We start from the raw sequence: 12,867 nt of genomic DNA on the forward strand, positions 1-12,867 counted from the left end.
CAGCACGAGCATCGGCCTGGCGTTCTACCGGGGCGGCGCCACGACGGCGGCCGCGCTCGTCAAGCAGGCCGACGAGATGCTCTACCAGGCCAAGGCAGCGGGGCGCAACAACGTGCAGGTGGCGCCTGGGCTGATCGGTGAAGCACCGCCGTCGTGAGATCGCAGCCGGCCGCCCATGGGTGAGCCCTCCCGGCGTCGACCGCCGTCGCGAATACTTGCATCTCTGGGAGTCTGTCCGTTGCTCTCTTTGAAGCAACCGAATCGCCCCGGGTCTTGCGAAGGATGATTCGTGCCCGCCTCGCGCGCAGGGGCGGCGTCGTCTGCTCGCTGCATCGCTGCAACTCGACTGACGAGGCCTAAAGTGTGCGCTCGTTCGCAGTGGGGCCAGCGATTGCGTCGAGAAGTGAGCGGTTGAATTTCAATTTTGATGCTGGTCGGGCGCACTCAAAGTCAAAAACAATAGAGCTGGTTTGCTTCCCGGAAGCCGGCCCGACGTTGTCCCTCGACGGGCATGCCATCCAGCCAGACAGTTCTCCCCAATGCACTTACCCGGCGCGCCCTGCTGGCCTTCCACGAAAACAAGAACACACAAGATCCCGCGCGACCTGCACAGAGACGGCGAGCCTGCACTGCGCGAATCTCCAGGATTGCATCTGGCGTCGCTCCTTGCCCGGATCCTGTTCGTGGTCGCGGTGGTGCGCCCAGTCACCGGGCTTGCAGCCACGACCTACGAAGGAACGGTCACCGGCGTGCAGACGAACGACCAGGCAGGCGGAACCGGCAACTATTCGCCAGCCTACGTCATCACGGCATCTCAGGGCACGTTGCACTACGCCTTTGCGGCGGATGACAGCATCAGCGTGCAGGCGACCGGCGGCGACGTGTATGGCGTCCTGCTGACTTCGGCCTCCGGCTCATCACCCGTGGTGCTGGATTCCGCCGGCGGCACGTTGAACATCTCCTCGGCCAGAGGCACGGCGGATTCGACCTTGGGGCTGTCCAGGGGCATCAGCGTCGATGGCGGGAGTCTCGTGGTCAACGGCAATGCCTCCATCCATGCCCAGTCCGACAACAAGGAAAGCATCGCCATCGGCGTGTACGCATCCCAGAGCACGGTCACCTTCAACGGCGATACAACGATACGCACCAGCACGCCGGGCTACTCGCGTGGCCTCTGGGTCTACCAGAGCACGGTCACCTTCAACGGAGACACCACGATCGTGGTGAGCGGCAAGCGGGAGAACTCCGATGGCGTCCACAACTCCGGGGGCGGCAGGAGCAGCATCACCTTCAACGGCAACCTGACGATCTCGGCGACGGGCGCGTACCCGAGCGACAACGCGCACGGCATCTACAACGACAACCAGAACAGTCGGCTGCATGTGACGGGCAACCTGGATCTCACCGCCGCTGCCAACGGATCGACGGTCTTCGGCATTCGCAATCAAGGGGTGCTCACCATCGATGGATCCAGCAGCATCACGGCCACCGGGAGTCGGTCCGCATACGGTATTGCCAACACACACCGGACCGCTCGAATGACCTTCGGAGGCGACGTGGACATCTCGGTGGTCAGCACCACCGGCTACGTGCCGTTCGGCAATCCAACGGGGATCGGTAACAGCTATCCGGGCACGTCCTCCATCAATTTCGGCAAGGCGGTCACGGTCAGCGTCTCTGCCGCGGCGGAGGCCTACGCCGTCAACAACGCCAGCACGCTGAATTTCAATTCGACGACGGACAACGTGGCGCTGCAGGTCGCGTCGTCATGCAGCGGCTGCGACGTCTACGGCATCCGCAACGACGGCGGAACCCTGACGGCCGCGGGTGGCTTGAGCATTTCGACGTCGCCCACCGGCACGGGCAATGGCTATGCCATCTGGAACGTGGCGGCGGACGGGCGTGATGCGACAGTCACGGTCAACGCTTCGGGCGGGCAGCCCGTGAAGCTGCAAGGCGACCTGGTGACGGGCAGCGTGACGAACGCCGCCGGCACGAAGTACACCGGCATCTTGAACGTGAACCTGGACACCTCGGACTCGTACCTGCGCGGATCCGTCAGCGGTTTTGCGGACCCCGACACCTCGGACACCACGGTCTACACCGCCGGCTCGCCAAACCTGTCGTTTTCCAAAGGGGCCTCCTGGATTCCTACAGGTACCGGCACCGTGACTGCCGACTTCGGTTCGGGCACCCTGACGCTGGCCAACGGCGGTGCGATCGACACGGCCGCCACCTGGGGAAGCTTTCTTGCGGGAAGCATTCCAACCTACTCGCTGCGCGTTCTCAGTATCCAGAGCTCGACGAACGCGGCAACGGTCAATCTGGGGGATGGCGCCACGTTTCGCATCCTCAGCGACGTGCGCAACGGTGTGGCCGACAGCATTCAGTTCGGTAGCGGCGTGACGAGTTTCAACGCAACCGGAACGCAACGGGTCAGTGTCGTGTACGACCCTGCGCTCAACGACACGAGCTGGGTCAATGCCTCGACGATCAAAACCGGTACGGTGATCCCTGCGAGCAAGGCCATCGTCGTGATCGACGCCTCGGCTGCTGGCGGCGGCACAGCGCGGCTGCAGGCCGTTCAGGGCGTAACAAACCAATGGAGCTACGAGAACGACCTGGTGCGGTTCTCGTATTCGCCCAACGTGACGCTCAGTACGGACGCAAGCAAGGTCCTCTTGACCGGCCTGAGCATCTTGGGCGAGGACACCGGCACGGCGACGGGCACCACAAGCACGACCTCGAGCAGTACAAGCAGCGCAAGCAGCACAAGTGCCACAAGCAGCCAGTCCGCAGTCTCGACGAGCGTCACTCCCTCGGAGACCGTGAAGACGGCCGCCGACGCAGGCGACAGCCTCCGCAGCCTCTGGGCCTTGCGCGCAAACGGAATCGCCCGCCGGACCGAGTCGGTGCGAAGCGATGCAAGCGCCCAAGGTTCCGGGATCTGGGCCGAAGTGGATGGCGGTGGCTTCGACGCCAGGACCGACTACGCGAGGACGTACCGTCAGACCTATGGCGGTCTTTCCATCGGGTTCGATCGGAACCTGGGGTACTTCGATGGATGGAGAAGCCATGCGGGCGGCTCCGCCAGCTTCATCAACTCCAGCGCCACCTATGAGCGAGGCAACGGCAAGGCGTCTGCCGTCGAGCTCGCGGGTTATGGCCTCTGGGTCCATGACGGCGGAACGTATCTGCAGATCGGCGCACGGACCGCCGCACTGGAAAACAAGTACGCGTCGTTCGATTCGCTGTCGCGGCATGTCACCGGCACGTACCGCATGCAGGGATACGAAGTCAGCGCGGAGGCCGGGCATCGCTTCCCTCTGCCTCAGGACACCTTCGTGGAGCCGCAACTGGCGGTGACCGCGAGCCGCCTGGCGGCCAACAAGCACGTGGCGAGCAACGGCGTGACCATCAGCCAGGACAACGACGACGCTGGCTCGGTCAGGGCCAGCGTGCTCCTGGGCAAGGCTGTGCGGTTGCTCGATCTGAGCGGTGACATCTATCTGCGGTTTTCTGCGATCAACTATTTCGGCGATGGGTTGTCGATCACTGCCGCCAAGGGGAGCGGCAGCCTTCCTGTTGAAACCGAAAGCCGCAACGGCGCGGGCGGTGAAGTGAGGGTAGGCGGCCGCTTCGCGTTCCTGCCGCGGCGAGGCTTTGTCTATTTCGAGGCTTCCAGCCTGGCCGCCAAAGGCATCCGGCGGACATGGAGCCTGCGCTCGGGCTTGCGTTACGAGTGGCAATGATGGCAAGAAATCCTCGTCGCCGGCTGGCAGGTTGGCTGAATGAGCGCGGCGCTTGGGCCGCAATGGTGGTGGCTGTCGGCCTGGTCTTCGCGCCACTCCTCGCAATGGCCGGGGATGGAGAAAGAAAGAGTTTCGCCTGGGGCACGCAGGTGACGCGGGACAACGTCGCCTTTGAGTTTCAGGAAGCCCGGTACGCCAACCTCGTCGTGGACAGCAGCGCCGCCGATTCACCGAAGCAGTACAAGGGCGACTTTGTCCTGCTCCAGGTGAAGATCACGAACATGGCAGAGCAGCCACTTTTCGTGAGGTTCCAGCCCGTGTTCAGATTGGTCGATGCGGCCGGTGCGTTGTACGAGCCCCATGAGATGCTGACTCGGCTGGTCAACCCGCCAGAGGCAGGTCAGACACCGTTCGGCGAGCCGCTCGCAGCCGGTCGATCCATGCAAAGACGCGTGCTTTTCTCCGTGCCGAAACAGCCCTACAGAGCCGTCGTCATCGTTCCACGCAGCACCGAGAAAGCCGACGATGGGGTCGTGACATATTCGGGGCCATACTTCTTCTACGACCTGGCACCCCTTCGCGCTTCGTTGACGGCAAAGAGCGCCAGGACCGCTGGGAAGGGCCCGTGAGGCAACTGTGTCTGCGAACGCCCGACCGATCCATCTGAAGATGCAACAGGTCTTGAAACCCGCAAGTTCGTGGAGCTGCACCTGGCCAACAAGAGCACGCTGGCGGCCGCGGCCATCGAGTTCATCTGTCAGCTCTACGGCATCGAGCGGGAGGCAAAGGACTTGCCTCCTGAGGAGCGCTTGCGAGAACGACGAACGCGCGCGGCGCCGATCGCGCAGGTCCTGCACAGCAGGTTGCTGGATTTCCGGCCGAAGGTGCCCGATGGCTCGGCGACCGCAAGGGCCGTGGACTACAGCCTGAACCGCTGGGCGGCGCTCACGCGCCACCTTGGCGACCCGGCCTTGCCCATCGACAACGATTTCGACGAGCAGCAGATCAGGCCATGGGCCACGGGACGCAAGAATTGGCTGTTCGCCGGGACGTTGCTGGCCGGGCAGCGAGCCGCGGCCATCATGAGCCTCATCCAAACGGCGAAGCTCAACGGCCACGATCCTTCTGCATACCTTCGTGACGTGCTGATGCGTCTCCCGACCCAACGGGCGCGCGACCTTGCAGACCTGCTGCCCCATCGTTGGATGCCCTCAAGCTCACAATGACAGCACACCGTTCCTGAGCGGTCGCCAGGAATGCTGAGCGCGAACGCCAGAATCATCGTTATGAGACGGTTTGCGATGCTGCTCAGCCTGATGGCCACGGCGCTGCTTCTTCCGCGCGAAGCGCCAGTTGATGCCAACGTCTTCTTCGGACCTCGACTTGGTGATCACTTCGTCCACTCAGGCCGATGAGGCCCGGCGCTGCAGGTACCCTTGGAGCAAGGCGACCACCTCTTCGCGGAACTGCGGGAGGCCGAGCACTTCAGGCCGATGCGTCGCCGCGCCGTTGATCACGGCCCGCGCAGCGACCACGCCGATCTCTATCGCGACCTCGGGATTCGGCACGTTCTTCATGAACGGCCGCAGCGCCTCTAGCGCCTGGCGCCGGAGCGCCGCTTCATCCTCCGTGGGGCACTTCACCGACCGCGGCAGCTCCTCGGCGAAGGCGCGATGAAGGGCGGGCGCGACCCGATGCTCGTCCACGATCGCGCCCACCAGCAGCAGGAGCGCATCGCGCAAGGAGCGCTGCCCGGCCAGCCGGGGCAGCGCCTCCACCAACTTGCGGCGCGTCTGCTCGATGTGGCGGCGCTGCAGCTCGGCGACGATGGCCTCCTTGTTGGGGAAGAACTGATACAGGGAACTGATGTTCACCCCGGCGCGCTCGGCGATCGCATTGGTGGTGAAACCCTCCCAGCCACGCTTCACCAAAATGTAAGCCGCAGCTTGCGTAATGGCGTCCACCGTGGCCCGCGAGCGCGCCTGCCGAGGCTGTTTCCGGGGGGATGTGGTCGGCCGCACGGTTTTCATGGGCGCGAAGCTCCAAATGCAAGTTTCAAAAAAACAAGTCAAAGCTTACTATTTCAGCATGCAAAAGCAAGACACATCGCCGCTCTGGGCTGCCTTCCAGGACGTGAATCGACGCCGGCGCGCCATCCGGGAATTCGCACCGGCGGCGCTGCCCGACGCCGACGTTCGCGCCGTGCTCGAGGAAGCCGCCCGGGCGCCTTCGAGCGGCAACCTACAGCCCTACCAGCTCCATTGGGTGCGCGAACCCGCATTGAAGGCGCGTCTGGCCGAGGCCTGCAGCGGGCAGCGTGCCGCGGTCTCCGCACCCACGCTGGTGATCGTCGCAGCGAGCCGCGAGATCGCGCTGCGGACGGCGAGCCAACAGCTTTCCTACGTCGAGGCCTCCAGCAGCCTGCCGGAGCGCTCGAAGGACTACCACCGCGGGCAGGTGAAGATGTTCCGGCGCGTCCTGGAACTCGGCTCGTGGGCCCTCTGGACGCCGCTCGCAGCGCTCGCCGCGCTCGTGCGACCCAGCCTGGCGCTGCTCCCCATCGGCCACCTGGGGAGCCGCTCGTGGGTCGCAAGGAACGCGAGCTTCGCGGCGCAGACCCTGATGCTGGCCGCGGCCGCCAGAGGCATCGACTCCTGCCCGATGGAAGGCTTTTCGGCACCCAGGATCTGCCAGATCCTCGGGCTGCCGCGAGGCACCGTCATCCCTGTGGTCATCGCCCTGGGCCACCGCGCAGAGAAGGCGCGGCTCGAGCACCAATGGCGGCGGGAATGGCCGGACCTGGTCGTGGAGCATTGAACCCGCTCGCCGGACGGCGCCACTGGCGGCATTCGGTCTGTGCGCGCCCAGCGGGCTCCTGGATCACTTCAGGTTCGACTTGAAGAATTCGGGTCAACGCGCACGTCACGGGCCGGCTCGTATTCGACTCGAGTGGCATGGTCGTCGCCGCGCACCTGGCGGGCGCGGTCTGGCCTGGTTGCCCGACGATGCCGTTGGCGAGCACCTCTCATCCGGGCGCCTGGTCGCTGTGCTGGAGGACTGGTCGCAGACCAATACCGGATACCACGCCCACTACGCCACTCTTCCCCTGCGATGGGTGTCGTGGTCAAGGCTTGGCCTCAGGTCAGTCGCGGCGACTGACTGCTCGGGCGACCTACGAGTTTCTGCAGTGGGTCGTTCACCGTCTTGAGACCAGTGCCGCCGGGCGCCCCCCGTTGAGCCGCAAGCGGTCGTCGAGCCGGCGCCGCGCCCACCGTCAACACGACTTCGCCGTGCGCTTGCGAAAAATCGGCCGCAACAGTGCCGCTCCAACGCGCGCATCCCCCAGCGCCAAGCGCTCATGTTCTTCTCCTCAAGGCCGCATCGGGCATGTTGTTGGTTCGTGCCAGCCGCGCAGGAAGCCGCGTGGGCTGCAATGAGGAAACTAATAGGGGGTCGAGGAGGAGCTTGGTGGTTTTGTCTCTATTTCTTCGCCAGCTGTGCTGCAGGCACTGCACGTGCGCAGATCGACCGCGGGATCTCGACTCTGTCTGCGTCGACTCCGAACTCGTCGTGAATCGATCATGGAGGGCGTCGGGTCATGCTGGGCGGGCCCGGGGCTTCGTGCTCGATTGCGCGAGTGCCTGCTGATGCCCGAGCGCGGCCGCGTCGTCATGCGAGCGGATGCTGATCAACTGCGTGACGGGAAAGGGTTGTCGGCTTCGTCGGCTTCGGGTCGCGTGACCAAGCCGGTCCCGACGGTTCGCGATGCATGGGAAGTACTGCGCCTTCGTGACCATGGCCATGGGGTTCCGGCCTGCAGGGGGCGCGAAGTACCCGGTGGCGGGGTCGGGCAGGAGGGCGTGTGCTCCGCCGAGACCGGTGATTGGGCCCGCATGTGCCTAACGAGGTGTTTTGACCCCCTGGGCCGCCAGCGCACGGTACTGTGAAGGCGAGTGGCCGGTGGCGCGAGTGAAGAACTTGCTGAAGTAGGCCGGGTCCTGGTACCCGATGGTGTCGGCCACCTCTGCCACGGACATGGGGGTATAGGCGAGCAGTCGACGCGCTTCCAGCATGAGTCGCTCGTGCAGCAGCTGCAGGGCCGACTGCTGCGTCGCATTGCGGCAGCTGCGGCTCAGGTGGTCGGGTTTCACGCCCAGCTGCTGGGCATAGAAAGGAAGGCCGCGGTGCTCGCGAAAGTGCTGCTCTGCCAGCGCACGGAAGCGCTGGACCAGCGCATCGCGCGCACCGGGCGCCTGCGTCTTCTGGATGTATGCGCCGTGCAGGCGCAGCAGCAGGACCGCAAGCAGGGTGGCGGTGGCCAGCAGCGCAGGCACCCGGCCAGCATCGTGGCCGTGGAACTCGCGCCCCAGCATGGCGAAGAGCGTGGCGCATTCGGCGTGCGCCGGGGGCGCCAGCTCCGTCAGCAAGAAGGAGCTGCCCAGGCTCGTCTCCGCCAGCTGTGTGCCGGCCAGGAGTTGCTGCAGCGTGGCGCTGGGAATGGTGAGCTGATGCCCCGAAGTGTCGCGTGTGTGGTGAAAGCCGTGCACCGAGCCCGGGGCAATCAGCAGGATGGCCGGGGCATCGGCCTGCACCGCTCGCCCATCCACCGTGCCGCTGATGCGACCCCGCTCCAGAAACTGGATCTGGTGCAGGCCCTCGTGGCGATGCGCCGGAATCGTCCAGTCCATCTCCCGCCCGCGCACCGCCACCAGCTCGTAGTGCAGGCAGTCGTCGGGCTGCTCATGACGGACTTCACGGAAGGGGACGAGGAGGAGGGGCCTGGCAGCGGATTTCACGGCGTGCAGATCGTGCAGATGCGATCGAGGCCGGAAAACTACCTGCCATGGTGCGATTTGTCCATTCGCGGCAGCCCTCGGTGGCCTCACGATCGATGCATCGACAGCCAAGGGCCCCAGACCCAGGAGACATGCCATGGACCGCAGAGACTTCCTTCATCTTCTTCAGGCGGGCAGTGCGCTGGCCGCGCTCGCCCCCTGGGAACGCGCGCTCGCGCAGCTCAACGGCAATGCCTCCATCGTCTCGGGCTTTCCCGCCGGCGGCATGGGCGACCACGTGGCACGCCCGCTCGCCGAGAAGCTGCGCGGCAAGTACGCCGCCAGCCTGGTGGTGGAGCCGAAGACAGGGGCGGGCGGGCGCATCGCGGTGGAGTACGTCAAGCGTGCGGCGCCCGATGGCCTGACGATCCTGCAGATTCCCAGCTCGCCGATGACGCTCTATCCGAACACCTACAGGAAGCTCAACTACGACCCGATCGCCGATTTCGTGCCGGTGACCAGCACCGTCAACTATGCGTTCGTGCTGACAGCCGGGCCCGGTCTGCCGGCGGAAGTGAGGACGGCGTCGGAGTATGTGAAATGGGCCAAGGCCCATCCGCCGCAGGCCAACTACGGCGTGCCGGCGGCCGGCTCGGCGCTGCACTTCGTCGGCATGATGCTGCAGAAGGCCAGCGGCGCGGAGCTCACGGCGGTGGCCTACCGGGGCGGCGCGCCGCTGCTCAACGACGTGCTGGGCGGTCAGGTGCCGGTGAGCGTGAGCGTGCTCGGCGAGGTGATGCCGTACATCCGCGCCGGCAAGCTGCGGGGCCTGGCGGTATCGAGCGCGCAGCGTTCGCCCTTCCTGCCGGAGGTGCCGACCTTCGTCGAGCAGGGCTTCGCCGACATCGTGGTGCAGGAGTGGCTGGGCTGGTTCCTGCCGGCGCGCGCATCGGCCGAGACCGTGCAGCGCCTCAACGCGCTCGTGCGCGAGGGCCTCGCAGCGCCCGAATTCGTCGAGGCATTGGCCAAGGTGGGACTGCAGCCGATGCACCAGAGCGCCGACGAGTTCGCCCGCATCGTGCGCGCCGACCGGCAACGCTGGGCCCCGATCGTCAAGGCGGCCCATTTCACGGCGGAGGACTAGGACATGGCGCTGCAAATCAACGGCGCGCAGGCGCTGGTGCGGCTTCTGCTCGCAGAGCAGGTGCGGGAGGTTTTCGGCATCGTCGGCGGCAAGCTGGGGCCGTTGCTGCACGCGATCTCGCATCAGGAACGGTTGCGCTTCCTCGGGGTGCGGCACGAAGGCGCAGCCCCGATGATGGCGGCCGGTGTCCATGCCGCGTCGGGGCGGATCGCGGTGGCGCTGGGCGAGATGGGGCCGGGCGGTCTCAACCTGGCCTCCGGCCTGGGCGTGGCCTTCAACAACAACCTGCCGCTGCTGGCCATCACCACCAACCAGCATCGCGCCGCCTGCTATCCGCACAGCGGCATGTTCATGGACCTGGACACCGTGGCGCTGACGCGGCCGATCACCAAGTGGAACGCGGTGGCGCATGATGCGCGCCGCCTGCCGGAGCTCGTGCGCCGCGCCTTTCGCGAGGCGCTGAGCGGACGGCCCGGCCCGGTGCACCTGGACATTCCGCAGGACGTGCTGAGCCAGTCCTGCAGCTTCGAGGAGGCGGAGTTCGACGTTGCGCCGGCGAGCTATCGCTTCGTGGGGCGTGTCCGGCCGCATGCCGACGATGTGCGCCGCGCGGCGGCCCTCATGGCGCAGGCCAGGCGCCCGCTCATCGTGGCCGGCGGCGGCGTGGTCGCGAGCGGCGCGGCCGCCAGCGTGCGTGCGCTTGCGCAGCGTTGGCAGGCGCCGGTGCTTCCCACGCAGATGGCGCTCGGCGTGGTGGCCTCGGACAGCCCGCATTTCATCGGCCATGGCGGCCTGATCGCCGGGGAGCCCGTGCGGCTGGCCTTCGAGCGCGCCGATCTCGTCCTCGCCGTGGGATGCCGCTGGTCGTCCTGGATGTGGGACGCGCACGGGCCGCTGGCGCGGCGGCCGCAGCGGCTGATCAGCATCAACATCGATCCGTCGGCATTGGGGCACCCCGCCTTGCACGAACTCGCACTGCAAGCCGATGCAAGCGCCGCGCTCGAGGATCTGCTCGCAGCCGGTGATGCCGACCTGGAGCGTGCCGTCGACAGCGGCTGGCTGCGCGACCTGCGGCAGGCGCGCGAGGCGTACGCGTCGCGCCTGGCGGCACTGGGGGAGGAGGGCGAACCGGGCGAGGCCATGCACCCCGCGGCGCTGGCGCGCGCGATCGGCGAGGCCTTGCCGAAAGACGGCCTGGCCGTCTTCGACGGCGGCCACACCAGCTTCTGGAGCAACGACCTGACGCCGGTGCTCGACGTGCGCACGCGCTTTCACGAGCCGGGCATGAGCCACCTCGGTTTTGGCCTGCCCTATGCCATCGCGCTGCAGGCGCAGCAGCCTGAGCGGGCCGTCACGCTCATCACGGGCGACGGCTCCTTCGGCTTCACGCTCAACGAACTGGACACCGCGCGACGTCACCGCCTGCCGGTGCTCATCATCGTCCACAACAACGCCGCCTGGGGCATCATCCGTGCCGGTCAACGCAATGCGCTCGGTTTCGAACTGGGCACCGCGCTCGACGGGACAGACTATGCAGCCATCGCGCGGGGTTTCGGTTGCCACGGCGAACGTGTGACGGCCCTGGCCGAGGTCGGGCCCGCCATCCGCCGCGCGCTGGCCTCGGGTCTGCCGGCCGTGCTCGACTGCCGCACACGCTTCGTGCCGCACCCCGCCATGCCTGCCTTCGCCAGCATGAACCGCTATGGCTTCGAGGCTGTCGCCGGCCCCGGGGCGGCCGCTCATTGAATGAATGAAAGAAAAGGAAAGCCCGTGTCCAGCCTGACCCTGCAGCAAGCCCGCACCATCATCGATGCGGCCCTCGCGAAATCGAAGGAAGCCGGCTACCAGCCCATGGGCATTGCGGTGCTCGATGCCGCCGGCCATCTCAAGGCCTTCGTGAGCGAAGACGGTGCCAGCATGTTCCGCTTCGACATCGCGCGTGCCAAGGCATGGGGTGCGGTGGGCATGGGCGTGGCCAGCCGCAAGCTGGCCGAGCGCGCGAGGGACAACCCCAACTTCTTCGTCGCGCTGGCCGCCACGGCCGAGGGCAAGTTCCTGCCTCAGACCGGTGCGGTGGTGATCCGCGATGCGGCTGGCACGCTGCTGGGCGCGGTAGGTGCCAGTGGCGGCACCGGCGACGAGGATGAAGCCATCTGCATCGCCGGGGTGCAGGCGGCGGGGCTGAGCGCCGGCTGAAGCACCTTCACCCGGCGGCCTGCCAGTCGGGCAGGCGTGCGTTGGCGTCGCGCCGGTTCACTTCGTAGAAGAGTCCGCGCAGCCAGCGGTTGGATGCATCGTTCTGCATGCGACGGTGCCAGTACTGCTGCACCTGGAGCTGCGGCGGCTTGAAGGGCAGTTCGATGGTCTTCACCGCGATATGCCGCTGCACCACGGTGGCGATGTCGTCGGGCACGGTCGCCACCAGGTCGCTGCCGGGCAGCAGCGACAACAGGCTCATGAAATGCGAGAGCTCCAGCGTCACGTGCCGGTGCCAGCCCTTGTCCTCCAGGAAGCGGTCCAGCATGTGCTCGCGCCCGTCGGGCCGCACGACGATGTGCCGCGCCGCCAGGTACTGCCGCGCCGTCATGCGCGAAGGCGCTGCCGCATTGTGCGCGCAGGCGATGCAGGTGTAGGACGTCCTGAACAGCGCCTGGCGGAAGTAGCCCGCCTTCTGCAGATCGGGAAAGAAGCCCACGGCCAGATCGGCCTCGCCGGCCTCCAGCGCATGGGCGGCCGCCGTGCGCGGCATGGAAAGCGCACGCAGCCGCACCAGCGGCGCTGCCTGCCGCAGGCGTCGCAGCACCCCGGGGAGAAACGCCACCTCGCCGATGTCGGGGGTGAGCAGCGTGAAGCTGCGCTCCGCGCTCGCCGGATCGAAGCCAGCCGGTTGAAGGATCTCCGCCTGGATCGCCTGCACCACACGTTGCACCACGGGGCTCAGTGCCTGCGCGCGCGGCGTGGGCTCCATCTGCGCGCCGGCGCGCACGAACAGGTCGTCGTCGAAGGTTGCGCGCAGCCGCGCCAGGGCGGCGCTGGTGGCGGGCTGGCTCAGCCCGATGGCTTCGGCCGCGCGGCTGACGCTGCGCAGCCTGGCCATCGCATCGAACAGCACCAGCAGGTTGAGGTCGACCGATCGAATATCCATGAAATGGATTTTATGTATCTGCGTCATCGACTGTTCAGATGTTGGGAGGCT

At 66.6% G+C, this 12,867-nt stretch carries 11 protein-coding genes and 1 pseudogene; 8 read left to right on the forward strand and 4 right to left on the reverse strand.

Features of this window, described 5'->3' with window-relative positions:
* The first annotated feature begins 16 nt into the window (after positions 1 to 16).
* From BMY35_RS33045 to BMY35_RS33060, 4 genes and pseudogenes are all read left to right on the forward strand, one after another.
* The gene (locus BMY35_RS33045) at positions 17 to 157 is read left to right on the forward strand and encodes a nucleotidyl cyclase domain-containing protein (protein ID WP_256230369.1); all 141 of its coding nucleotides are present in this window, start codon (positions 17 to 19) and stop codon (positions 155 to 157) included.
* A 382-nt stretch (positions 158 to 539) separates the two neighbouring features.
* Positions 540 to 3,752, forward strand: coding sequence for an autotransporter outer membrane beta-barrel domain-containing protein (locus BMY35_RS33050; RefSeq protein ID WP_093208545.1), 3,213 nt, complete (start codon positions 540 to 542; stop codon positions 3,750 to 3,752).
* Positions 3,713 to 4,381, forward strand: coding sequence for a hypothetical protein (locus tag BMY35_RS33055; protein WP_143080790.1), 669 nt, complete (start codon positions 3,713 to 3,715; stop codon positions 4,379 to 4,381). Before BMY35_RS33050 ends, BMY35_RS33055 begins: the two co-directional genes overlap by 40 nt.
* Positions 4,382 to 4,441: 60 nt before the next feature.
* Positions 4,442 to 4,978, forward strand: a pseudogene (locus tag BMY35_RS33060) (transposase); the annotation flags it as partial.
* 177 nt (positions 4,979 to 5,155) lie between these two features.
* Here BMY35_RS33060 and BMY35_RS33065 read toward each other — a convergent pair.
* Entirely contained in the window at positions 5,156 to 5,782 is a 627-nt protein-coding gene (locus BMY35_RS33065) for a TetR/AcrR family transcriptional regulator (RefSeq protein WP_093208558.1), read from the reverse strand.
* Between the two features lie 58 nt (positions 5,783 to 5,840).
* On the opposite strand from BMY35_RS33065, the gene BMY35_RS33070 reads away from it, so the two are divergent.
* Positions 5,841 to 6,569, forward strand: coding sequence for a nitroreductase family protein (locus BMY35_RS33070; RefSeq protein ID WP_093208560.1), 729 nt, complete (start codon positions 5,841 to 5,843; stop codon positions 6,567 to 6,569).
* 779 nt (positions 6,570 to 7,348) lie between these two features.
* Here BMY35_RS33070 and BMY35_RS38580 read toward each other — a convergent pair.
* Complete coding sequence (locus BMY35_RS38580; RefSeq protein WP_126472311.1) at positions 7,349 to 7,555, reverse strand: hypothetical protein; 207 nt, start codon at positions 7,553 to 7,555, stop codon at positions 7,349 to 7,351.
* Between the two features lie 96 nt (positions 7,556 to 7,651).
* The gene (locus tag BMY35_RS33075; RefSeq protein ID WP_170217197.1) at positions 7,652 to 8,548 is read right to left on the reverse strand and encodes a helix-turn-helix domain-containing protein; all 897 of its coding nucleotides are present in this window, start codon (positions 8,546 to 8,548) and stop codon (positions 7,652 to 7,654) included.
* A gap of 136 nt (positions 8,549 to 8,684) precedes the next feature.
* On the opposite strand from BMY35_RS33075, the gene BMY35_RS33080 reads away from it, so the two are divergent.
* Genes BMY35_RS33080 through BMY35_RS33090 form a run of 3 tightly spaced genes read left to right on the forward strand, consistent with a single transcriptional unit; the run spans position 8,685 to position 11,867 of the window.
* Complete coding sequence (locus BMY35_RS33080; protein ID WP_093208564.1) at positions 8,685 to 9,671, forward strand: Bug family tripartite tricarboxylate transporter substrate binding protein; 987 nt, start codon at positions 8,685 to 8,687, stop codon at positions 9,669 to 9,671.
* Between the two features lie 3 nt (positions 9,672 to 9,674).
* On the forward strand, positions 9,675 to 11,417 hold the full coding sequence (locus tag BMY35_RS33085) for a thiamine pyrophosphate-binding protein (RefSeq protein WP_093208566.1): 1,743 nt from the start codon (positions 9,675 to 9,677) through the stop codon (positions 11,415 to 11,417).
* A gap of 24 nt (positions 11,418 to 11,441) precedes the next feature.
* Entirely contained in the window at positions 11,442 to 11,867 is a 426-nt protein-coding gene (locus BMY35_RS33090; protein ID WP_218153033.1) for a GlcG/HbpS family heme-binding protein, read from the forward strand.
* A gap of 7 nt (positions 11,868 to 11,874) precedes the next feature.
* Here the strand turns inward: BMY35_RS33090 and BMY35_RS33095 are convergent, their stop codons facing one another.
* Complete coding sequence (locus BMY35_RS33095) at positions 11,875 to 12,816, reverse strand: LysR family transcriptional regulator (RefSeq protein WP_170217196.1); 942 nt, start codon at positions 12,814 to 12,816, stop codon at positions 11,875 to 11,877.
* Positions 12,817 to 12,867: the final 51 nt, after the last annotated feature.

Source organism: Variovorax sp. YR750, from assembly GCF_900109805.1.
Lineage (GTDB): Bacteria > Pseudomonadota > Gammaproteobacteria > Burkholderiales > Burkholderiaceae_C > Variovorax > Variovorax gossypii.

Excerpts from the sequence above, each read along its gene's own strand:
- BMY35_RS33050 (WP_093208545.1), top strand. The coding sequence starts at position 540 with ATGCACTTACCCGGCGCGCCCTGCTGGCCTTCCACGAAAACAAGAACA.
- BMY35_RS33055 (WP_143080790.1), top strand. The coding sequence starts at position 3,713 with ATGGAGCCTGCGCTCGGGCTTGCGTTACGAGTGGCAATGATGGCAAGA.
- BMY35_RS33065 (WP_093208558.1), bottom strand. The coding sequence starts at position 5,782 with ATGAAAACCGTGCGGCCGACCACATCCCCCCGGAAACAGCCTCGGCAG.
- BMY35_RS33070 (WP_093208560.1), top strand. The coding sequence starts at position 5,841 with ATGCAAAAGCAAGACACATCGCCGCTCTGGGCTGCCTTCCAGGACGTG.
- BMY35_RS38580 (WP_126472311.1), bottom strand. The coding sequence starts at position 7,555 with ATGGCCATGGTCACGAAGGCGCAGTACTTCCCATGCATCGCGAACCGT.
- BMY35_RS33080 (WP_093208564.1), top strand. The coding sequence starts at position 8,685 with ATGGACCGCAGAGACTTCCTTCATCTTCTTCAGGCGGGCAGTGCGCTG.
- BMY35_RS33085 (WP_093208566.1), top strand. The coding sequence starts at position 9,675 with ATGGCGCTGCAAATCAACGGCGCGCAGGCGCTGGTGCGGCTTCTGCTC.
- BMY35_RS33095 (WP_170217196.1), bottom strand. The coding sequence starts at position 12,816 with ATGGATATTCGATCGGTCGACCTCAACCTGCTGGTGCTGTTCGATGCG.